Raw genomic sequence first — 22,114 nt, 5'->3', positions numbered from 1 at the left:
GCTCCGACGATGAAAAACCAGGAAGCGGTAATACCGCCCCCAAAGCGAATTATTTATGCGTGACCACCGGCGTACAGGTCGGCGCGCTCAGCGACGGCGAGGAACCTAAAATTCCCGGCATCATCAGCGACGAGCAATCGAAAATGCGGCCTTTTTCCGTGGTGGCGCGATATGAAAGTTTTTGGCCGCCCAGCGCATCCGGCTGTGCGCCATTGACGTTGGTCACGGTAATTTCGTCCGACGATCCCAGCCCCAGCATTTTGGCGGTTTCCGCCTGCAGTAATGGAATGGCCTGATCGGTTTTCAAGGTGGAACAACCGGCTACCATCATCGTAACGGTTAAAGCGATAAGTGGTTTCTTCATAAATTATCCTTTATAACCAATCAGTTAAAATTACCGATTGGCTTTATGTTTTCTCTTATCCAAATCCTCGAATAATATATTTCCCTTTCCTAAACGAAAAAACCCTCCTAAAGTAGGGAGGGTTGATAATAATTCATCAGACCTATCTGATATTTGAAGGCGAAAGGAGAATCCTTTGGGGCAGGATTATGCGTTGGTCGTTGATGACCATCCATTGGTAGCAAGCGGCATCGCCAATTTTCTCAGCACGCATTGCCGATTCAAACAGGCGCATGTGGTGACCAATGAAGAGAATTGCTACCGCCATATTAGGGAAAATGGCCCACCGCGTTTACTGGTGATCGATTTTTGGCTTTCTTCCGGTACAGCGTTGAAATTACTCAAAGAAGTAAAACAACGTTATCCGCAGGTGCGGATTTTGGTGGTCAGCGGTGACGAGAATAACGATATCTGGCAGAAAGTTAACAATGCCGGCGGGCATGGGTTCGTGTTAAAAAACGAACCGCCTGAATTATTCGCCAGGGCGGTTTTTGCGCTGAATAACAATCAGGATTGGTTCCCTGACGGTAATGAAACCTGCATTAAAAGCCATCATGAGCACTTAAATAAATTCAATTTAACGCCGAGGCAAATCGACGTATTAACTATGATGCTGCGCGGCCTGCCAAATAAAAGAATTGCGACGCAACTGTCTATTTCCGAACCCACCGTCAAAGAACATATCAGCAATATATTGAAAAAGATCGGCGTCAACAGCCGGGTGGAAGCCATCACGCTGTTGCACGGCAAACGGGATCCGTCGTCATGAGGTTTTTCCAGCATTTACAAAATGATGGCATTTCGCCCCGCGCGCAGATCCGCCTGCTGGACAACACCTTCATGCGGCTGGTGTTCAGCTTTACCGCCGTGCCTTTTGTCGGCATCCCTTTCGCCATCTGGATTTATTTGCTGGGGGATGAACTTGGCCCAACCATTGCCTGGATCATGGTTTACCTGCTATGCGCCGTGGCGATCCGAATATGGCACCGTCGCTACCTGCATGAGGCCAAAGAAAATGATGAAGACACCGTGCTGCGCCGCTGGCTGCCGCGCATTAATAAGGTGGCGTTTATTCACGGGCTGGGGATCTCATCACTCTATTTAATTACGCCGCAGACCCATAACTTTGACTTTTTTCTGCTGCTCAATATCAGCATCGCCGCGATCGTCGCCGCCAACGCAACGCACCTGACGCCGGTCATCAGCACCTTTACCCGCTTTTTCTTCGCCTCCTGGGGGCTGCTGAACCTCGGCATCATCTGGCGGCTGGAAGACGTGATGTTCATCGTGCTGATGCTGAACTTGCTGTACGGCTTCGCCATTTACCGCCACGCGTTAACCTCGCATGCGTTCTTTATTCAGCAGGCGCTGCTCGAAGAACAAAGCTCGCGCCTGGCGGAGCAGTTCCGTCAGGCCAAAGAAGAGGCGGAACAGGCGCTGCTGGACAAGAACCAGTTCCTGACCACCGCCAGCCACGATCTGCGCCAGCCGGTGCACGCCATGGGCTTTCTGATCGAGGCCATCATCCACAAAAACCGCGACGACAGCCTGACGCCGCAGCTGCTGGATCTGCAGCAGAGCGTGCGTTCGGTGCATTTGATGTTCAATTCGCTGCTCGATCTCAGCAAGATCGAATCCGGCAACGTGCGCACCGCCGCCACCCATGTGGATATCGGCGCCCTGCTCGACTCGGTGGTCACCCTGTTCCGCGAAGAGGCCAATAGCCGCGCCCTGGCGCTGCGCACCTGGCGCCCCAGACGGCGCATCAGCGTGATGGGCGATCCGCTGCTGGTGCGGCAATCGCTGATCAACCTGATCCAGAACGCCCTGCGCTACACGCAACGGGGAGGCGTGCTGATCGCCATCCGCCCGCGCGGCGCCGAGTGCCTGGTGGAAGTGTGGGACACCGGCGTGGGCATCGCCGACGAAGAGAAAAGCAAAATCTTCTCCCCTTACTACCGCCCCGAGCTGGCGTGGAAAATCGACAGCGCCGGCCACGGGCTGGGGCTGGCGGTGGTGGCGCGCTGCGCCAAGCTGATGAAGGTGAAGTACGGCATGCACTCCGTCGAAGGCAAAGGCTCACGCTTCTGGATGCGCTTCACGCAATACATCGGCGAAGATAAAGCGCCGGAAACCGCCGCCGCCTACGACAACACCGCCACGCCTACCCGCTATGCACCGCTGCGCGGCGCCTGCCTGGTGGTGGACGACGATCCCTTGGTGACCTCCGCCTGGGAAAGCCTGATGAGTACCTGGGGCATCACCGTGCGCTGCGCGGCCTCCGCCGAGGAAGCCTTCGCCATTGTCGACGGCGGCTTCACGCCGTTCGCCGTGCTGTGCGACCAGCGGCTGCGCTCCGGCGAGAGCGGCTTCGACATCCTGCAGGCATTGTTCGAACGCCTGCCGAACGTAAGCGGCGCGATGGTCAGCGGCGAGTTCAATTCACCGATCCTGCAGGAGGCCGAGCAGGAAGGCTATCTGGTGCTGCGTAAGCCGCTGGAGCCGGCCAGGCTGCATGCGCTGCTGACGCAGTGGGGGGCGGGCTAGCGCATATTGAGGGCTATCAGGCCATGATTAAACGCTTAAACAGCAGCTGCTGGATATCCGGCCGATGTGACAATGGAGTCAATACAGCGCCTTACGGTACGCGTGTACTCCAAGGCCACCCGCTGTTCCATTGCAATCCCTTAATGCTGAGCACTGTAGTGCTTAAAGCCCATCCAACAGCGGTTCCTTCGAGAATACGCGCCCTTCCGCTTTATCCTTCTCTGACAGCGTCAGCAATTTCAGCAGAGCAATGGCGTTCTCTCGCTCCTGCTGCTCATAGGATTCTATAACGTAGTTGATGGTCTCTACTTTCATTATGCCCCCTGGTGCTACCAATCATACCAAGGTCCGAACATAGGCCATATTTAGACCACAAACAATAATCTGCTTTACCCATGACTGGAACCAGGCGGAAAAGATATGGCCATATAAAGAAAAACCCTCTGTAAAAACAGAGGGCTTTAGTCACTAAGGCCTGGTTACTAACAGGCTGCAGGAAGTGTTAAATCACTCCCACTCAATCGTCGCCGGCGGCTTGCCGCTGATGTCGTACACCACGCGGGAGATGCCGTCCACTTCGTTGATGATGCGGTTGGAGACGCGGCCGAGGAAGTCATACGGCAGATGCGCCCAGTGCGCGGTCATGAAGTCGATGGTTTCTACCGCACGCAGGGAGACCACCCAGTCGTATTTGCGGCCGTCGCCCATCACGCCGACCGAACGCACCGGCAGGAACACGGTGAACGCCTGGCTGACTTTGTTGTACAGATCGGCTTTGTGCAGCTCTTCGATGAAGATGGCGTCGGCGCGGCGCAGCAGATCGCAGTACTCTTTCTTCACTTCGCCCAACACACGCACGCCCAGACCCGGGCCCGGGAACGGGTGACGGTACAGCATGTCGTATGGCAGGCCCAGTTCCAGGCCAATCTTGCGCACTTCGTCTTTGAACAGCTCTTTCAGCGGCTCGACCAGGCCCAGCTTCATTTCCTTCGGCAGGCCGCCCACGTTGTGGTGCGACTTGATCACGTGCGCTTTGCCGGTGGCGGAAGCGGCGGATTCGATCACGTCCGGGTAGATGGTGCCCTGCGCCAGCCATTTCACCTGCTCTTGCTTGCAGGCTTCTTCGTCGAACACTTCAACGAACACGCGGCCGATGATTTTACGCTTGGCTTCCGGCTCGTCGACGCCCGCCAGCGCGGTCAGGAAGCGGTTTTCCGCCTCGACGTGCACGATGTTCAGGCCGAAGTGGTCGCCGAACATTTCCATCACCTGCTTGGCTTCGTTCAGGCGCAGCAGGCCGTTGTCGACGAACACGCAGGTCAGGCGCTTGCCGATCGCGCGGTGCAGCAGCATCGCGGTGACGGAGGAGTCAACGCCGCCGGACAGGCCGAGGATCACGTGGTCTTCCCCCACCTGCTCGCGGATGCGCTCGACCGCATCTTCGATAATGGTGGCCGGCGTCCACAGGGCTTCACACTGGCAGATGTCCAGTACGAAGCGCTCCAGCATGCGCTGCCCCTGACGGGTGTGGGTCACTTCCGGGTGGAACTGCACGCCGTAGAAGCGTTTTTCTTCGTTGGCCATAATGGCGAACGGGCAGGTGTCGGTGCTGGCGACGGTCACGAAGTCGGACGGGATCGCGGTCACTTTGTCGCCGTGGCTCATCCACACGTCCAGCAGCGGTTTGCCGGCCGGGCTGATGGCGTCTTCGATGTCGCGCAGCAGCGCGCTCTCGTTGACGATTTCCACCTGCGCATAGCCGAACTCGCGTTCGTTGGAGCCCTGCACATGGCCGCCCAGCTGCATCGCCATGGTCTGCATGCCGTAGCACACGCCCAGCACCGGCACGCCGGCGTTGAACACGTAGTCAGGGGCGCGCGGGCTGCCGGCTTCGGTGGTGCTTTCCGGGCCGCCGGACAGGATGATGCCGCTTGGGTTGAATTCGCGGATCTGCGCTTCGCTAACGTCCCAGGCCCACAGTTCGCAGTAAACGCCGATTTCGCGCACGCGGCGGGCGACCAGTTGGGTGTATTGCGAACCGAAGTCCAGTATGAGGATGCGATGCTTATGGATATTTTGTGTCATGTGAGGCGAATTCCAGCAACAAGAGAAAAAGAGCGAAAATGTGTGTTTCGGGATGGGGCTTGGCGCCCCACCCCGGCCTCTCACTCAGGAGAGGTTAAGGCATCAGCCCATGCGGTAGTTCGGTGACTCTTTGGTGATGGTCACGTCGTGCACGTGGCTTTCCTGAATGCCGGCGCCGCTGATGCGCACGAACTCCGCTTTGGTGCGCAGATCGTCGATGGTGGCGCAGCCGGTCAGGCCCATGCAGGAGCGCAGGCCGCCCATCTGCTGGTGCACGATGGCTTTCAGCATGCCTTTATAGGCCACGCGGCCTTCGATACCTTCCGGCACCAGTTTGTCGGCGGCGTTATCGGTCTGGAAGTAACGGTCGGAAGAGCCTTTGGACATCGCGCCCAGCGAGCCCATGCCGCGGTAAGATTTGAACGAACGGCCCTGATACAGCTCGATTTCGCCCGGAGATTCTTCGGTGCCCGCCAGCATGGAGCCAACCATCACGCAGGATGCGCCCGCGGCGATCGCTTTGGCGATATCGCCGGAGAAGCGGATGCCGCCGTCGGCGATAACCGGGATGCCGGTGCCTTCCAGCGCTTCCACCGCGTCGGCGATGGCGGTGATCTGCGGCACGCCCACGCCGGTCACGATGCGGGTGGTGCAGATGGAGCCAGGGCCGATACCCACTTTCACCGCGCTCACGCCGGCTTCAGCCAGCGCTTTGGCGCCCGCGGCGGTCGCGACGTTGCCGCCGACGATCTGCAGATCCGGGTATTTGGCGCGGGTTTCGCGAATGCGCTGCAACACGCCTTCGGAGTGGCCGTGCGAGGAGTCGATCAGCAGCACGTCAACGCCCGCCGCCACCAACGCGTCGACGCGCTCTTCGTTGCCGGCGCCGGCGCCGACCGCCGCGCCCACGCGCAGACGGCCGTGCTCGTCTTTACAGGCGTTCGGCTTACGTTCCGCTTTCTGGAAGTCTTTAACGGTGATCATGCCCAGCAGATGGAAGCTGTCGTCCACCACCAGCGCTTTTTCTACGCGCTTTTCGTGCATCTTCTGCAGCACCACGTCGCGCGCTTCACCTTCTTTCACGGTGACCAGGCGATCTTTCGGCGTCATCACCGCAGTCACCGGCTGGGTCAGATCGGTCACGAAGCGCACGTCGCGGCCGGTGATGATGCCGACCAGTTCGTTGTCTTCGGTAACGACCGGGTAACCGGCGAAGCCGTTGCGCGCGGTCAGCTCTTTCACTTCCTGCAGCGTGGTGGCCGGAGTAACGGTCTGCGGGTCGGTGACTACGCCGCTTTCATGTTTCTTCACGCGGCTGACTTCTTCAGCCTGGCGCTCGATGGACATGTTTTTGTGGATGAAGCCCAGGCCGCCTTCCTGCGCCAGCGCGATGGCCAGGCCGGATTCGGTAACGGTATCCATGGCTGCGGACAGCATAGGGATGTTCAGGCGGATGGTTTTGGTCAGTTGAGTGCCGAGCTCTGCGGTGTTAGGCAGAACCGTGGAGTGGGCTGGAACCAGGAGGACGTCGTCAAACGTCAGAGCTTCTTTAGCGATACGTAGCATGGGCAATATCTCACCAGGGTGGGCTGTGAAAAAGATAAAATATTGCCGCGGCATTATACAGAGCGGAATCGGTTGCCTCCAGCACTTTCTTACAAAAAGTCTTGATTACCTTTTTCAGCCATGTAGTATCGACCAATTAAGTGATTGTTTTGAAATTTGATCTGGGTCACATGTCGCTACCTGTTTCGCCTTCCATTTTTACCGTAAGCCGCCTCAATCAGACGGTTCGCCAACTGCTGGAAATGGAAATGGGGCAGATTTGGCTCTCCGCCGAGATCTCCAACCTCTCCCAGCCCGCCTCCGGCCACTGGTATTTCACGCTGAAAGACGACCGCGCCCAAGTGCGCTGCGCGATGTTCCGCAACAGCAACCGACGCGTCACCTTCCGGCCGCAAAACGGCCAGCAGGTCCTGGTGCGCGCCAGTATCACGCTGTATGAACCGCGCGGCGACTATCAGCTGATCGCCGAGAGCATGCAGCCCGCCGGCGACGGCCTGCTGCAGCAACAGTTCGAGCAGTTGAAACAGCGCCTGAGCGCCGAAGGGCTGTTCGATCAGCAGTTCAAGCAGCCGCTGCCCGCCCCGGCCAAATGCGTCGGGGTGATCACCTCCGCCAGCGGCGCGGCGCTGCACGATATCCTGCAGGTGTTGCAGCGGCGCGATCCGTCGTTGCCGATCGTCATCTACCCCACCTCGGTGCAGGGTGCGGAAGCGCCGATGCAGATCGTGCGCGCCATCGAGGCCGCCAACCGCCGCGATGAATGCGACGTGCTGATCGTCGGCCGCGGCGGCGGTTCGCTGGAAGATCTGTGGAGCTTCAACGACGAACGCGTGGCGCGAGCGATCTTCGCCAGCCGCATTCCGATCGTCAGCGCCGTCGGCCATGAAACCGACGTCACCATCGCCGACTTCGTTGCCGACCTGCGCGCGCCGACCCCATCCGCCGCCGCCGAACTGGTGAGCCGCAATCAGCTTGAGCTGTTGCGCCAGCTGCAGTCGCAGCAGCAGCGGCTGGAGATGGCGATGGATTACTACCTGGCGCAGCGTCAGCAGCAGTTCACCCGCATTCATCACCGTTTACAGCAGCAGCATCCGCATCTGCGCCTGGCGCGCCAGCAGACGCTGCTGTTCAAGCTGCAGCGCCGGATGGAAGACGGCATGCAGCAACAGCTGCGCCTGGCCGCCCGCCGCAGCGAGCGCGCCCAGCAGCGGCTGGCGCAGGTGCAGCCGCAGGGCCGCATTCACCGCTACCAACAGCGCGTGCAGCAGCAGGAATACCGTCTGCAGCAGGCGATGGAGCGGCAGCTCAACGCCTACCGCCAGCGCTTCGGCGTGGCCTGCAGCCAGCTGGAGACCGTCAGCCCGCTGGCGACGCTGGCACGCGGCTACAGCGTGACGCAAACTCCGCGCGGCGAGCTGCTGAAAACCACCAAGCAGGCGCAGGTCGGCGAACTGCTGAAAACCCGCCTGCAGGATGGTTGGGTGGAAAGCGAGGTGAAAACCATCACCGTCGCTAAAAAGCCGCGCAAGAAGCGCGCGGCCGAGTAAGCCCTACTCCAGCGTAAAACGCTCGCCCGGTTCGCCGTTCACCCACAGCGCGCGCGTTTCGCCTTCCGGCAGGCTGAGCGTCAGCGTGCGCCAGGCCGGACGAAAACGCCCTTCCGTCGCGATGTCCAGCATGATGCGCTGATGGTCGCAGCGCATTTCCCAGCGCAGCCACAGCGCATCGCCCTGCCGCCAACCTTCGCTTTCGCCGTCGTCCTCAAACAACAGCCCGCTGCTCACGCCGCAGCCCTTGAGCGGAAACAGCCGCAGCTCGCGCCGATCGTCGGCAGCCACGTCCACATGCGCCAGCCGCTGCGACAACGGCAGCGCCGCCCCGGCGCGCACCAGCAGCGGCAAACGCTCCAGCGGCGCCGCCAGCGTCACCGTCTGGCCACCGCCGAACCACTGGCCGCTGTAGAAGCAGTACCAGCCTTCGCCGTTGTCCGGTAGATATACCGAACGCCAGCGCTGCCCCGGCTCCACCACGCTGGCCACCAGCAGATCGCGGCCGATCAGAAAATCGTCGTTCTCGCCAAAGGTGCGCGCATCCTGTTCGTGATCGAGAAAAGTCGGGCGCAGCATTGGCTCGTCGTCGGCGCAGGCCTGCCACAACAGGGTGTAGAAATACGGCAGCAGCCGGTAACGCAGGTTGATCGCCTCACGTACCGCCGGGGTAGCGGCCGGGTACATCCAGGGCTCATTGACCGTGGCGTCGTCGTTCCAGGAGTGGATGGTGAAACGCGGGTGCATCACGCCGTTTTGTACCCAGCGCACCAGCAGCTCCGCGTCCGGTTTGTCGCCGGAGAAGCCGCCGACGTCGTGGCCGAGGTTATACAAGCCGGACAGGCTCATGCCCAGCCCCATGCGGATGTTGTAGCGCAGCGTCTGCCAACTGGTGCGGTTGTCGCCGCTCCAGGTCTGCACATAGCGCTGCATGCCGGCGCAGCCGGAGCGCGAGATCAGGTACGGGCGTTTCTGCGGCGCGAAGCGCTGCTGGGCCTCCATCGAGGCGCGCATCATCAGCAGCGGCATCACCGGGCGGATGTGCTTGATGGCGATCGGCCGCCCGAAGCCGTGACAGCGCGCTTCGCCATCCCACACTTCGTACTCGTTGTTGTCGTTCCAGGTGGAATCGATGCCCATCTCCAGCAGCTGTTGCGTGACGCCCTGCTGCCACCAGCGTACCGTCGCCGGGTTGGTGAAGTCGAGGTGCGATCCTTCATCGTCCCAGAAGCTGGAGCGTTCCGGCGCGTCGCTTTGCGAATCGCGGATAAACAGCCCCTGCGCCGCCACCTCTTGATACTGCGGATGATCCTGCAGCAGGCACGGCTTGATGTTGGCCGCCAGCCTGAGGCCGGCGTCGTGAAACGCCTGGCTGAGCAGCTTGGGCTGCGGCACCTTGTCGTAGTTCCAGTTGAACACGTAGCGTTTGTGGTTGATCGAGGTGTAGCCCGACGACAGCTGGAAGGAGTCGCAGGGAATGGCGTGCTGGCGGCACAGCGCAATGAACTGCTGCAGCTGCTGCTGGGCGTCCGGCGCGTCGGTGTAGTGCATGGTCGAGCCGCTGTAGCCCAGGCTCCACTTCGGCCCGAAGTGGGTGCGGCCGGTCAGGCGCACGAAGGCCTTGGTGACGTCCAAAACCTTCGGCCCGAGGAACAGGTAGTAATCCAGATCGCCCGCTTCGGCCTGATAGCGGCGATAGGCCGCGTGGTAATTGTCGATCTCGTTGCCCAGATCCAGCCAGCAGCTGCTCAGGTTGTCGTAGAACAGGCCGAAGCTCGCCTCCGGCCCACGGGTGATGGTGAACGGAATGTGCTTGTACAGCGGATCGGTGCTGGCGGCGTTGTAGCCCATGGCGTCCAGATTGCGCATCTCGAAGCGGCGGCCGGTGCGTTCCAGATCGCCGGCTTTCTCCCCCAGGCCGTAATAGCGCTCATCGGCAAAACGCCGCTGGTAGTGCGCCACGCCGTCGCCGTGCGCATTGAGCAGGTAGGCGCTGGTCGGCCGATCCGCCGCCAGCGGCCGCCACTCGCCGGCGGCATTGCAATGCTCCCATTCCAACCACAGCGGCTGATGCACCGTCACGCGCAGCAGCGGCGTGCTGACCACCAGCCGATCGCTCTCTTGGCGCAGCTGATAGCCCGGCAGGCTGAAACCGGCGACGCTGAGCCGATCGCGCCCCTCCCAGGGCACATCGTTCTGCGGCGCGATGCTCCAGGTGCGATCCAGCGCCAGCTCGCCCTCACGTTTAATCAACACGCGGAACAGGCCGTCTTCCAGCACGTACAGGCAGAAACGGTGGCGTTCATCGACCAGCAGCTCGACATGATCGGCATGCTGCGCCGCCAGCGTCCAATTTTTCAAGGTTTTCATACATATTCCACTTAGCTGTGTGAAGGGGTTTTCTTACCGCCGCGCTCGGCGATCAGGGCAATCAGGAACACAGCGCCGATCAGATCGAAGAAGCCCATGGCAATAAACAGCGGGTTGAAGCCGATGGTGTCGGATACCGCGCCGATCAGCAGCGTGAACAGGAAGCTGGCGATCCAGGCGCTGGAGCCGCGCATGCCGTTGACCGTCGCCATCTGGTTTTTATCGAACGACTCCACCACCAGCGCGCTGAGCATGCAGGAGATCACCTGATGGCCGAAACCGCCGATCGAGATCAGCGCGATCGCCACATAGGGATCTTGGGTGATCGCCACGAACGCCAGCGACACCATCAGGAAAGCGCCGGTCACCGAGCTGGCGACCACCGAGTTGACGCGGCTGCAGCCGAACCATTTGCGGTACAGGGTGGTGAGATAGCCGCTGGCGACGCTGCCGATATCCGCCGCCAGGAACGGCAGCCAGGCGAACATCGCGATCTGCTTCAGATCCATGCCGCGTTCGGTGGCCAGGTACAGCGGCACCCAGAAACTGAAGACCGCCCAGGCCGGCTCGGCGAGAAAGGCCGGGATGGCGATGCCGTAAAACTTCTTGTTCTTGCACAGGCTGGCCAGCGAAGTGAAAAACGGCAGCTTCGGCAACACCGGCTCGTTGTCTTCGCGGATCAGATCCAGCTCTTGCTGGCTGAGGTTCGGGTGCTGCTGCGGGGAGTGGTAGAACAGCCACCACAGCACGACCCAGATCAGCGCCAGCCCGCCGGAGAACAGGAACGCCCCCTGCCAGCCGAAGGAGACGTGAGCGATAACGATGATCGGCGGCGCCAACATGGCGCCGATGGAGAAACCGACGCCCGCCCAGCCGGCGGCGATCGGCCGCTCCTTTTTCGGGAACCAGTCGGAGATCGCCTTGGCGTTGGCCGGGGTGGCCGCCGCCTCCGCGCCCCCCATGAAGAAGCGCAGAATGGCCAGTTGCAGCCAGCTGCCGGCGCCGGCGTGCAGCATGCATACCACCGCCCAAATGCCGGCGCAGATCAGAAAGCCCATCTTCAGGCCGATGACGTCGATCAGCCAGCCGCAGATCGGCTGGAACACCGTGTAGGCCAGCTGGAACGACGCCACCACCCAGGCATATTGCTCAGTGCTCATGTTCAGGCTGGTTTTCAGCTCCGGCGCCAGAATGCCCAGCGAGTTGCGGGTAATGTAGTTGACCGTGACGCCCAGCAAGAACAGCGCCAGCATCCACCAGCGCAGCGATTTGAACTTGCGTCGGCCGCTCTGCGCGACCGCCTGATTGATCTCCACACTCATCAGTTCTCTCCCCGCGGCCGCCTGTGACAGCGACGCGCGCATTGGTAAGGTACGTTGCGCTATCAAAAGGGGACGGTGAACACAGGCCAACGCTCGCATAACAGACCGGCAGTCCATCACAACCCCATGATTTATTTTTTGTTTTCTTTTTCGCACACCGTTAAAATTGGACTGACATGTCCCAAAATTGGTGTACCAATGCAGACTACTCAGCGATAGCGCACAGCGAAACGGGGTTTTTTGCAAAGATTTTCACAAGCGGGTGAAAAAATAGTCATAATGGCCGATAAATCCGGTCAAGACGCTGAAAATCCGCAGTGAAAATATTCTCATGGACGAATTTGAAGGAGATCACAAAATGAACGGAAAGCTGAAAATCCAGGAGATCGCCCGCCAAACCGGGCTGTCGATCAGCACCGTTTCCCGCGTGCTGGCCGGCAAGGCCAACACCAGCGCCGAGGCGCGCCGCAAGGTGCTGGACTGTGCGCAGCAAAACGGCATTCTGCAGGGCATTTCCAGCGGCCGGCTGATGCTGAACAACGTGATGGTGTTCGCGCCGCAGCGCGCGTTCGACGTGCGCACCGATATCTTCTACTACAAGGTCATTCAGGGCATTGCCGCCGCGCTGATGGAGCACGAGGTGCGCATCCGCTACTGCGGGCTGGAAGAGCAGCGCAGCGACGGCGCGCTGTTTCTGGAAAAGATGAGCGATCCGCACACCGAAGCGGCGCTGATCATCGGCATCGACGACGAGCATATCCACACCCTGGCGGCCGATCTGCACAAACCTTGCGTGCTGATCAACTGCAGCGATCGGCAGATGCGGCTGGACAGCGTCTCGCCGGATCATCAGTTGATCGGTGATTACTCCGCCAGCTACCTGTTCCAGCAGGGGCACAGCCATATTCTCAACCTGCAGTGTCTGCGCCGCCACACCATGGAGCTGCGGCTGGCGGGCATCCGGCAAGCCTACGCCCGGCATCATCTGCCGTTCGACGACAGCCGACATCTGGTCACCACCTCCGGCTTCGGCAGCGAAGAGGCCGAGCAGGCGCTGACCACCTATCTCGATGGCATCCACGGCCACGCCCCGCTGCCGACGGCGATCCTGGCCGGCGGCGATTACATGGCGGTCGGGGCGGTCAAGGCGCTCAACAAGCGAGGGCTGAACGTGCCGGGCGACGTGTCGGTGATGAGCACCGACGGCTTCAACCTGGCGGAAATCCATGACGTGCCGCTGACCTCGGTGCAGGTGCCGCGCGACGAACTGGGTTACGAGGCGATCCAACTGCTGCAGCGGCGCATGCTGCGCGCCGACGCGCCGCCGTGCAATCTGCTGCTGCACGGCCGGCTGGCGGTACGCGCCTCGGTGCGGCGCATCAGCCCGCACAAGACTGCGCCGGCGGTGAGCACGCATGACCACAGGCTTTATGACGAGTAGGCTACACTTAGGCACAGTGCATTCATTCGATGAGGTAAAATTTTTGCCTAAGGAGAGCCACTATGCCAGCCCAGCGCATGCGTTCCGTCATTCCTCCCTACATGCTGCGCCGCATCATTGAACACGGCAACGCCCCGCAGCGCGACTGCGCGCTGCACACCCTGAACCACGTGCAAAGCCTGCTCGGCAACAAGCCGCTACGTTCACCGACCGAGAAAAACGCCCGAGCCGGCGAAGCGCTCCGCGATATCTACGACGCCCAGAACGGCACCCAACTGCCCGGCAAACAGGTGCGTAAAGAGGGCCAGCCCAGCAACCACGACGTGGCGGTGGACGAAGCCTACGACTACCTCGGCGTCACCTACGATTTCTTCTGGCAGGCCTACCGCCGCAACTCACTGGATAACCAGGGGCTGCCGCTGGTCGGCAGCGTGCACTACGGCAAGGAGTACCAGAACGCTTTCTGGAACGGCCAGCAGATGGTGTTCGGCGACGGCGACGGCGAGATTTTCAACCGTTTCACCATCGCCATCGACGTGGTCGGCCACGAGCTGGCGCACGGCGTGACCGAGAGCGAAGCCGGGCTGATCTACTACCAGCAGTCAGGGGCGCTCAACGAATCGCTGTCCGACGTGTTCGGTTCGCTGGTCAAGCAGTTCCACCTGCAGCAAACCGCCGATAAAGCCGACTGGCTGATCGGCGCCGGGCTGCTCGCCAAGGGCATCAAAGGCAAAGGGCTGCGCTCGATGTCGGCGCCCGGCACCGCCTACGATGACCCGCTGCTGGGCAAAGACCCGCAGCCCGCCAGCATGAAGGATTATATCCAGACCAAGGAAGACAACGGCGGCGTGCACCTCAACTCCGGCATCCCCAACCGCGCCTTCTACCTGGCGGCGACGGCGCTGGGCGGCTTCGCCTGGGAGAAAGCCGGCTACGTCTGGTATGACACGGTATGCGACAAAGCGCTGCCGCAAAATGCCGATTTCGCCACCTTCGCCCGCGCCACGGTGAAACATGCGCAAGCGCGTTTCGACCAGAGCGTGGCGGACAAGGTGCAGCAGGCCTGGCATCAGGTGGGGGTGGAATAATGAAACCGCTGCCGACGCTCAATCAGGATACGGTCATTGAGCTGGCGCGCGAGGGAGGCTTCGCCTACATTCCCAAACTGGCGGGCCAGCGCCGCATCGCGCTGGCCGATATCACGCCGGAGCAGCGGCAGCGCCTGAATCAGCTGCTGAACCAGACGCTGCCTTATGCGCAGGAAGAAGGCCAGCCCAACTCCCCCGGCTGCGGCGACCAACGCTACTACCGCATACAGATCAACTACACCAGCCCCACCCTGAGCACCGAGATCGTGCTGTTAATCCCGGAAAGCAGCGCGCCGCAGGCGCTGGTGGATCTGTGGAAAACCGGCCAGGTGGATGAGTGAGGGCTTACAGCGGCTGATAGCTGAAATTCACCCGCTTTTTGGAGATCAGCCCGTGCCCGTTCTGGCACAGGTAATCCACCGCCCCGCAGGCTTTCAATTCTTGCAGCGGCTGCCCGCACTCCGGGCAGCTCGCCAGCTGCCGATAATCGCGCTGACAGGCGGCACAATGGTAGTGACCCGCTACCCAATTCATGGTCTGACGACAGTGCGGACAGTGCGCGTCCATAACGACTCCCAGGTTAAATCGCGCCCCATGAGCGCAAAAAATAGATCCCCAACGCGGTGGTGAAGAACGAACCGACGGTGGTGATGGCGATAATATTGGCCGCCAGCGTGGCGTTGCCGCCCATGGCGCGCGTCATCACATAGCTGCCCGAAGCGGTCGGCGTGGCGGAAAACAGGAAGATAATGCCCAGCGCCGCGCCCTGGAACCCGCACAGCCAGCCGGCCAGTGTCATCAGGCACGGCACCAGAAACAGCTTGGCCGCCGACGACAGCGCCGCCACGTTGGACGAACGGAACATGGCGCGAAAATCCAGGCTGGCTCCGGTGCAAAGCAGCGCCAGCGGCAGCGACAGCGCGGAGATATAGCTGCCGGTTTGGCGGATCACGGCCGGGATCCCCAGCCCGGTTTGCGCATACGCCAGCCCGCACACCAGACCGATGATCAGCGGGTTGGTGACGATGCTGCGCAGCAGCGACAGGTGGCTGATTTTCTTGCCCTGCCCGCCCTGCAGACTGCGCGTGAGGGTGATGACCGACAGTATATTGAACAGGATCACCGTCACCGTCAGGTACAGCGAGGCGAGCGCAATGCCTTCGCTGCCGTAGGCGGTCATGGCGTAGGCCAGGCCGACGATGGCGGTATTGGCGCGGAAGCCGCCCTGCACGAATACCCCGCGCTCACGCGGTTCTTTCACCAACCACCTGGCCGCCAGCTCCAAAAGCAGGAAGGTCGCCAGCGTGCCGACCGCGCCGAACAGCACCAGCGGCAGGTTGCCGAGCAGCTGCGGATGGTTGGTGGCAATGCTGAAAAACAGCAGGCACGGCAGCGCCAGATTGAACACCAGGCGGGTCGCACCGTCGACGAAGCGGTCATCCATCAGGCGCCAATGGCGCAGCAGGATCCCCAGCAGCATCATCAGCAGATTCGGCACGGTGACGTTAAACGCAAAACTCCAGGTTTCCCAGGACATGGTGTTCCTTCAGGCAGGCGAGGTAATCTTCAGATAATAAAACGATTTCGGGCCAATAAAAAAGGGCGCGGCATCACTGCCGCGCCCCTCATAAGCGATTACTTGCTCTTTTTCAGGTGGCTCATCAGGCGCTTGCGCTTACGCATCTGGGTTGGCGTCAGCAGATTGCGTTTGCCGGCGAACGGGTTGTCACCCTCTTTGAACTGGATGCGGATCGGCGTCCCCATCACATTCAGCGAGCGGCGGAAGTAGTTCATCAGATAGCGTTTGTACGAATCGGCCAGATCGCTGACCTGGTTGCCGTGGATCACCACGATCGGCGGGTTGTAACCGCCGGCATGGGCATATTTCAGCTTCACGCGGCGGCCGCGCACCAACGGCGGCTGGTGATCGTCAACCGCCATCTGCATGATTTTGGTCAGCATCGAGGTGTTTACGCGGCGGGTTGCGCACTCGTAGGCTTCCTGTACCGATTCGAACAGGTTGCCGACGCCGCTGCCGTGCAGGGCGGAAATGAAGTGCACGCGCGCGAAGTCGACGAAGCCCAGACGCAGATCGAGCATCTCTTTCACGTGCTCGCGATCTTCTTCGCTCATGCCGTCCCACTTGTTGACCGCAATCACCAGTGAGCGCCCACTATTGAGGATAAAGCCGAGCAGAGAGAGATCCTGATCGGAAATGCCTTCACGCGCGTCGATCACCAGCAGCACCACGTTGGCGTCTTCAATCGCCTGCAGGGTCTTGATCACCGAGAATTTCTCGACGGTTTCGGTCACCTTGCCGCGTTTGCGCACCCCGGCGGTGTCGATCAGCACGTATTCGCGTTCGTCGCGCACCATCGGAATGTAGATGCTGTCGCGGGTGGTGCCCGGCATGTCATACACCACCACGCGCTCCTCGCCGAGGATGCGGTTAGTGAGCGTAGACTTACCGACGTTCGGGCGGCCGACGATCGCCAGCTTGATCGGCAGATCCTGCGGATTGAACGCTTCTTCCGGCTCTTCGTCTTCTTCGCCTTCCAGCGTTTCGCCGTTTTGCTCGGCCCAGTAAGCGGCGTTGGCCTCTTCCTCGGTCAGCTCGACGTCTTCCGGTTTTTCCGGCACGAACGGCACCAGCACGTGTTCAATCAGCTGGGTCACGCCGCGGCCGTGAGAAGCGGCGATAGCGAACACTTCACCCAGGCCGAGCGAGTAGAAATCGGCGGTGGCGGTGTCCGGATCCAGACCGTCGGTCTTGTTGGCCACCAGGAAGGTCGCCTTCTGGCGGCTGCGCAGGTGCTGGGCGATGCCCTGATCCGCCGGCATCAGGCCGGCGCGGGCGTCGACCATGAACAGCACGATGTCCGCTTCTTCGATCGCCAGCAGCGACTGACCGGCCATGCGCGTTTCGACGCCGTCTTCGGTGCCGTCGATGCCGCCGGTATCGACGATGATAAATTCATTGCCTTCGATTTCAGCACGACCATACTTGCGGTCACGCGTCAGCCCCGGGAAATCCGCCACCAGCGCATCACGCGTATGGGTTAAACGGTTGAACAAGGTGGATTTACCCACATTCGGGCGCCCGACCAGCGCGACGACAGGTATCATTGTTGAAGCCTCATTACTTAATAATCAATGCGTTACTGCACTGTGGATAGACACCAGCGGTGCAGCTTATAAAATACGAAACGGCCCCTGAACACTCAGGAGCCGTTTTCCCCTTCATCTTTCGCGCCACAGCGGCGTTGTCTGCGCACCCTCGCCCCGGTCACTCAGTTCACTGAGCTCCCGAGGACTCATGCGCTTGCCGCCTGGCTGCAACCCGAAAGCTTTCGGGTGCAAGAAGGGTCACGACGAGCGGCGTTAGCGGGTGAAAGCGTAAACTTTCCCGCCGCGAGCCTGGATGATCAGCTTGTCGCTGGCCACCATCGGCGCAGACAGGAAGCCGGAGCTGTCCACTTCCTGCTGGGCGACAAAACGGCCATCGGTGGTGTTGATCCAGTGCAGATAACCTTCGGCGTCACCGGTCACCAGATAACCATTATACATCACCGGCGGCGTCAGGTTACGGTGCAGCAGATCGCTCTGCGTCCACACGGTCACGCCGCCTTCGGTGCTGAGTGCCACTACGCGATCGTTCTGGTCGATCAGGTAGATGCGGCCCGCGTCGACGATGAAATCATTCACCGAACCCAGCTCGCGTTTCCAGATAATCTGGCCGGAACGCAGATCCAGCGCCGTCAGGTTGCCGTTGTAACCCAGCGCGTAGACCACGCCGTCAACGATCACCGGCGTGGTGTCCACGTCGTTCAGACGATCGATTTCAGTCGCGCCGCTCGGCTGAGAAATACGCTGTTGCCAGATAATCTGGCCCTGCTGCATCAGCACCGCACTGACGCGGCCGTTGTCACCGCCGACGATGGCGGCGCCAAAAGCGACGGCCGGCGCGGATTCACCGCGCAGCGACAGCGAAGGCATGTCCAGGTTAACCGTCCACTTCACCGCACCGTCGGCTTCGTTCAGCGCCTGCAGCATGCCGTTGGAGGTGTGCACCAACACCATGCCGTCGCTGACAACCGGACGGGAGATCGCTTCGCCGGCCACTTTGGTCTGCCAGGCGATGGCGCCGTCGGCGGTGTTCAATGCGTAAACCACCGCTTTTTCGCTGCCGACGTAAACCTTGTCGCCCGCAACCGTCAGGCCGCCCGACAGCAGCGCAGACAGGTTGCTGGAGAAGAAGCCGGTCTTCTCGGAGAGATTGACCTTCCACTTCTCGTTGCCGCTGTCGGCGTCCATCGCTTTCACGATGCCAAAGCGATCGGCGGCGTAAATGGTGCTGTCCTGATAGGCCGGGCGCAGGTGGGAGTAATACTCACCGATACCGTCGCCCACCGAGGTGCTCCACGCCTTGCTCGGCGTAAACTGATTTTCAACTTTCGGCAACGGCGACATGGTAACCACGTCTTCTTCGCTGTTAAACAGCGAGCAACCACTCAGCAAGGCAGCGGAAACCAGTCCGACCAAGAGTGTTTTACGCAATTGCATGGGAATTCCCCTTAGCTGGACAAGTTATTCAATTTCATGCGCAGCAGAACCTGCAGCGCCTGAGAAGCATTGGACTCAATGCCTTTGCTGTAAGCTTCGCGCGCGCCCTTGGCGTCGCCCTTGGCCAGCAATACATCGCCGCGCACATCCTGCATCATCGCCACCCAGCCTTCGCCTTTCACGCCATCCAGCGTTTTCAGCGCTTCATCCAGCTTTTTCTCCTGCAGCTGGACGCGCGCCAGACGCAGGTCGATCATCGCCAACAGGTTGTCGTCTTTGGTCTGGCCCTGCGCCAGCACCAATTGTTGTTCCGCCTTGGCGAAATCATTCTGTTCGACAAAGTGCTTGGCCAACTGCAGCGCGGCCAGTACACCGTAGCTGTTGCCGTTGGCCTGGACAAATTTCTCTGCGGCAGCCACGTCATCCGGCTTGCCGGCCGCCAGACGATCGCTGGCTTCCTGATAGGATTGCGATGCCGCCATCATGTTGGAGTTTTCATGGCTCTGCCAATAACGCCAGCCAACCAGGGCACCAATTCCGAGCACCACGCCCACCGCCAGCGCTTTGCCGTTCTCGGCAAAGAACCGACGCAGTGCGTCGACTTGTTCGTTTTCAGTGGTATAGACTTCCACGGTGTCCTTCTCCTTAACCTAACATCAAAGCCAGACGCGCAGCGACTTCGCTTTGCGCCAGCGTTTCTTGTTCACCACTGCGCAGGTCTTTCACCACCACCTGCTGCGCCGCCACTTCGCTCTCACCCAGGATCAGCGCGATGCGCGCGCCCCATTTGTCCGCACGGGTGATCTGCTTCTTGAAGTTGCCGCCGCCGTAATTGGTCATCAGCTTCAGCTGCGGCGCCGCGTCGCGCACCTGTTCAGCCAGCCGCATTGCCGCACTCTGGGTGCCCGTGCCGGAAGAAATGACGTACACGTCGATAGCCGACGGCGCCTTGAATTCCGGGTTGACCGCCTGCACCAGCAGCACCAGACGCTCCAGGCCCATGGCGAAACCGACCGCCGGGGTGGCGCGGCCGCCCAGTTGCTCGACCAGGCCGTCGTAACGGCCGCCCGCGCAGACGGTGCCCTGCGCGCCCAGGCTGGTGGTCACCCACTCAAACACGGTGCGGTTGTAGTAATCCAGACCGCGCACCAGGCGCTCGTTAACGGTATATGGGATACCTGCCTGCGCCAAAAGTTCACACAGACCGGCGAAGTGAGCACGGGATTCTTCATCCAGATACTCAGACAGGCGCGGCGCGTCGTTCAGCAGCGCCTGCACCTCAGGATTTTTGGAGTCCAGCACGCGCAGCGGGTTGCTGTACATGCGGCGTTTGCAGTCTTCGTCCAGCACCTCGACGTGCTGCTCCAGGAACGCCACCAGCGCGTCGCGGTAGTTGGCGCGCGCCTCCAGCGAACCGATGGAGTTCAGCTCCAGCGTGACGTGCTCGGCGATGCCCAGCGCTTTCCACCAGCGGGCGGTCAGCAGGATCAGCTCGGCGTCGATATCCGGGCCTTGCAGGCCGAACACTTCCGCGCCCAGCTGATGGAACTGACGGTAACGCCCCTTCTGCGGGCGCTCGTAGCGGAACATCGGGCCGATGTACCACAGACGCTGTTCCTGATTGTACAGCAGACCATGTTCGATGCCGGCGCGCACGCAGCCAGCCGTCCCTTCCGGACGCAGCGTCAGGCTTTCGCCGTTGCGGTCTTCGAAGGTATACATCTCTTTTTCCACGACGTCGGTCACTTCGCCGATCGCGCGTTTGAATAACGGGGTCTGCTCTACAATCGGCAACCGGATTTCGCTGTAACCGTAGCCGCCCAGCACCTGCTTGAGGGTGCCTTCAATACGCTGCCATAATGCCGTTTCTTCCGGCAGGTAGTCGTTCATGCCGCGAATGGCTTGAATGTTCTTTGCCACGTGAGTTCTCTGTCCGTTGTCTGTAAAAATGAACCCGATTATAGGGACTTTGCCGCCCGGTATTCAACGCGGATGCGGTTTTCTGCCCTTCAGGTTCATAAACAAGCGGGCCAACAGGCCCGCCGTGTAGCGATAACGCTTATTTTTCCAGCAGGTTGACCGTGATGCGTTTGCTTTCGTCCATCATCGCGGCCTTGGCGCGAATTTTCGCTTCCAGCTGGTCGATCATCTGTTCGTTGTCGAAACGCTCTTTCTGGCGCACGCCGTCTTCATAGAAGCCGCTCTTCTTGTGGCCGCCGGTTACGCCCATGGTGGACACCAGCGCTTCGCCCGGGCCGTTCACCACGCAGCCGATGATCGAAACGTCCATCGGCGTGATGATGTCTTCCAGGCGCTGCTCCAGCGCGTTCACCGTGCCGATCACGTCGAACTCCTGACGCGAGCAGGTTGGGCAGGCGATGAAGTTGATGCCGCGCGCGCGGATGCGCAGCGACTTCAGGATGTCGAAACCGACCTTCACCTCTTCGACCGGATCCGCCGCCAGCGAGATGCGCAGGGTATCGCCGATGCCTTCAGACAGCAGCATGCCCAGGCCGATGGCCGATTTGACCGACCCGCTGCGCGCGCCGCCGGCTTCGGTGATGCCCAGATGCAGCGGCTGATCGATGCGCGACGCCAGCAAGCGGTAGGATTGCACCGCCAGGAACACGTCCGACGCCTTGACGCTGACCTTAAACTGGTCGAAGTTGAGGCGATCGAGGATGTCGACGTGGCGCATGGCGGATTCCAGCAGCGCTTCCGGCGTAGGTTCGCCGTACTTTTCCTGCAGGTCTTTTTCCAGCGAGCCGCCGTTGACGCCGATGCGAATCGGGATGTTCTTGTCACGGGCGCAGTCCACCACCGAGCGAATGCGCGATTCGTTGCCGATGTTGCCCGGGTTGATGCGCAGGCAGTCTACGCCATATTCGGCCACCTGCAGTGCGATGCGATAATCGAAGTGGATATCGGCGACCAGCGGCACGTTGACCTGCTGCTTGATCAGTTTGAACGCCTCGGCGGCGTCCATGGTTGGAACCGAAACGCGGACGATGTCGACGCCCACGCGCTCCAGCGCTTTGATCTGATTAACCGTTGCTTCAACATCGGTGGTACGGGTGTTGGTCATCGACTGCACGGCAATCGGCGCGCCATCACCAATAGGCACCTTGCCGACGTAAATGCGTGTAGATTTTCGACGGTTGATGGGCGCTTGGTTATGCATT

18 protein-coding genes and 1 pseudogene are annotated in these 22,114 nt (G+C 60.8%); 6 read left to right on the top strand and 13 right to left on the bottom strand.

Annotated elements, in window-relative coordinates:
- Nucleotides 1–49: 49 nt before the first annotated feature.
- Nucleotides 50–364 (bottom strand): putative periplasmic lipoprotein, encoded by a 315-nt coding sequence (locus AC2CGI_RS00740; protein WP_015378764.1) that lies wholly within the window; start codon nucleotides 362–364, stop codon nucleotides 50–52.
- Nucleotides 365–539: 175 nt separating this feature from the next.
- Between AC2CGI_RS00740 and AC2CGI_RS00735 the strand changes: the two genes are divergently transcribed.
- Together AC2CGI_RS00735 and AC2CGI_RS00730 are read left to right on the top strand one after the other, a co-directional pair.
- On the top strand, nucleotides 540–1,172 hold the full coding sequence (locus AC2CGI_RS00735; protein ID WP_075684619.1) for a response regulator transcription factor: 633 nt from the start codon (nucleotides 540–542) through the stop codon (nucleotides 1,170–1,172).
- Nucleotides 1,169–2,950, top strand: coding sequence for a hybrid sensor histidine kinase/response regulator (locus AC2CGI_RS00730; protein WP_076741097.1), 1,782 nt, complete (start codon nucleotides 1,169–1,171; stop codon nucleotides 2,948–2,950). Before AC2CGI_RS00735 ends, AC2CGI_RS00730 begins: the two co-directional genes overlap by 4 nt.
- A gap of 162 nt (nucleotides 2,951–3,112) precedes the next feature.
- Here the strand turns inward: AC2CGI_RS00730 and AC2CGI_RS00725 are convergent.
- The 3 genes and pseudogenes from AC2CGI_RS00725 to guaB form a co-directional block, all read right to left on the bottom strand.
- Nucleotides 3,113–3,244, bottom strand: a pseudogene (locus AC2CGI_RS00725) (type II toxin-antitoxin system Phd/YefM family antitoxin); the annotation flags it as partial.
- Between the two features lie 213 nt (nucleotides 3,245–3,457).
- Nucleotides 3,458–5,035 (bottom strand): glutamine-hydrolyzing GMP synthase, encoded by a 1,578-nt coding sequence (gene guaA, locus AC2CGI_RS00720; protein WP_015378768.1) that lies wholly within the window; start codon nucleotides 5,033–5,035, stop codon nucleotides 3,458–3,460.
- Nucleotides 5,036–5,137: 102 nt separating this feature from the next.
- Nucleotides 5,138–6,601 (bottom strand): IMP dehydrogenase, encoded by a 1,464-nt coding sequence (gene guaB / locus AC2CGI_RS00715; RefSeq protein WP_004941460.1) that lies wholly within the window; start codon nucleotides 6,599–6,601, stop codon nucleotides 5,138–5,140.
- Nucleotides 6,602–6,771: 170 nt separating this feature from the next.
- Here guaB and xseA point away from each other — a divergent pair, with 170 nt between their 5' ends.
- Nucleotides 6,772–8,148 carry an exodeoxyribonuclease VII large subunit gene (gene xseA, locus AC2CGI_RS00710; protein ID WP_041922363.1) on the top strand — a complete coding sequence of 459 codons (1,377 nt, stop codon included), beginning with the start codon at nucleotides 6,772–6,774 and terminating at the stop codon, nucleotides 8,146–8,148.
- A gap of 3 nt (nucleotides 8,149–8,151) precedes the next feature.
- Here xseA and AC2CGI_RS00705 read toward each other — a convergent pair whose 3' ends face one another.
- Nucleotides 8,152–10,518 carry a glycoside hydrolase family 31 protein gene (locus tag AC2CGI_RS00705; RefSeq protein ID WP_076741096.1) on the bottom strand — a complete coding sequence of 789 codons (2,367 nt, stop codon included), beginning with the start codon at nucleotides 10,516–10,518 and terminating at the stop codon, nucleotides 8,152–8,154.
- Nucleotides 10,519–10,529: 11 nt separating this feature from the next.
- Nucleotides 10,530–11,840 (bottom strand): MFS transporter, encoded by a 1,311-nt coding sequence (locus tag AC2CGI_RS00700; RefSeq protein WP_015378771.1) that lies wholly within the window; start codon nucleotides 11,838–11,840, stop codon nucleotides 10,530–10,532.
- Between the two features lie 358 nt (nucleotides 11,841–12,198).
- On the opposite strand from AC2CGI_RS00700, the gene AC2CGI_RS00695 reads away from it, so the two are divergent.
- The 3 genes from AC2CGI_RS00695 (at nucleotide 12,199) to AC2CGI_RS00685 (ending at nucleotide 14,710) form a co-directional block, all read left to right on the top strand.
- Nucleotides 12,199–13,281: a LacI family DNA-binding transcriptional regulator gene (locus AC2CGI_RS00695; RefSeq protein ID WP_075684912.1), complete on the top strand. Its 1,083-nt coding sequence runs from the start codon at nucleotides 12,199–12,201 to the stop codon at nucleotides 13,279–13,281.
- A 62-nt stretch (nucleotides 13,282–13,343) separates the two neighbouring features.
- Nucleotides 13,344–14,369, top strand: coding sequence for a M4 family metallopeptidase (locus AC2CGI_RS00690; protein WP_015378772.1), 1,026 nt, complete (start codon nucleotides 13,344–13,346; stop codon nucleotides 14,367–14,369).
- Nucleotides 14,369–14,710: a protealysin inhibitor emfourin gene (locus AC2CGI_RS00685; RefSeq protein ID WP_004941448.1), complete on the top strand. Its 342-nt coding sequence runs from the start codon at nucleotides 14,369–14,371 to the stop codon at nucleotides 14,708–14,710. The genes AC2CGI_RS00690 and AC2CGI_RS00685 overlap by 1 nt, the downstream gene beginning before the upstream one ends.
- A gap of 4 nt (nucleotides 14,711–14,714) precedes the next feature.
- Here AC2CGI_RS00685 and AC2CGI_RS00680 read toward each other — a convergent pair whose 3' ends face one another.
- The 7 genes from AC2CGI_RS00680 to ispG all read right to left on the bottom strand — a co-directional run bounded on the left by AC2CGI_RS00680 (nucleotide 14,715) and on the right by ispG (nucleotide 22,113).
- Complete coding sequence (locus AC2CGI_RS00680) at nucleotides 14,715–14,936, bottom strand: zinc ribbon domain-containing protein (RefSeq protein ID WP_004941446.1); 222 nt, start codon at nucleotides 14,934–14,936, stop codon at nucleotides 14,715–14,717.
- A gap of 13 nt (nucleotides 14,937–14,949) precedes the next feature.
- Complete coding sequence (locus AC2CGI_RS00675) at nucleotides 14,950–15,906, bottom strand: AEC family transporter (RefSeq protein WP_015378773.1); 957 nt, start codon at nucleotides 15,904–15,906, stop codon at nucleotides 14,950–14,952.
- Between the two features lie 98 nt (nucleotides 15,907–16,004).
- Nucleotides 16,005–17,495 carry a ribosome biogenesis GTPase Der gene (gene der, locus AC2CGI_RS00670; RefSeq protein ID WP_004941442.1) on the bottom strand — a complete coding sequence of 497 codons (1,491 nt, stop codon included), beginning with the start codon at nucleotides 17,493–17,495 and terminating at the stop codon, nucleotides 16,005–16,007.
- Nucleotides 17,496–17,750: 255 nt separating this feature from the next.
- Nucleotides 17,751–18,932 (bottom strand): outer membrane protein assembly factor BamB, encoded by a 1,182-nt coding sequence (gene bamB, locus AC2CGI_RS00665; RefSeq protein ID WP_004941440.1) that lies wholly within the window; start codon nucleotides 18,930–18,932, stop codon nucleotides 17,751–17,753.
- Nucleotides 18,933–18,943: 11 nt separating this feature from the next.
- Complete coding sequence (locus AC2CGI_RS00660) at nucleotides 18,944–19,564, bottom strand: YfgM family protein (RefSeq protein ID WP_015378775.1); 621 nt, start codon at nucleotides 19,562–19,564, stop codon at nucleotides 18,944–18,946.
- Nucleotides 19,565–19,577: 13 nt separating this feature from the next.
- On the bottom strand, nucleotides 19,578–20,852 hold the full coding sequence (hisS, locus tag AC2CGI_RS00655; protein ID WP_076741095.1) for a histidine--tRNA ligase: 1,275 nt from the start codon (nucleotides 20,850–20,852) through the stop codon (nucleotides 19,578–19,580).
- Between the two features lie 139 nt (nucleotides 20,853–20,991).
- A complete protein-coding gene (gene ispG / locus AC2CGI_RS00650) occupies nucleotides 20,992–22,113 on the bottom strand; it encodes a flavodoxin-dependent (E)-4-hydroxy-3-methylbut-2-enyl-diphosphate synthase (RefSeq protein WP_004941434.1) in 1,122 nt (373 codons plus the stop codon).
- Nucleotide 22,114: the final 1 nt, after the last annotated feature.

The organism is Serratia sp. LSHTC3 (assembly GCF_057197125.1).
This window is presented reverse-complemented; position numbering and strand designations above follow the sequence as displayed.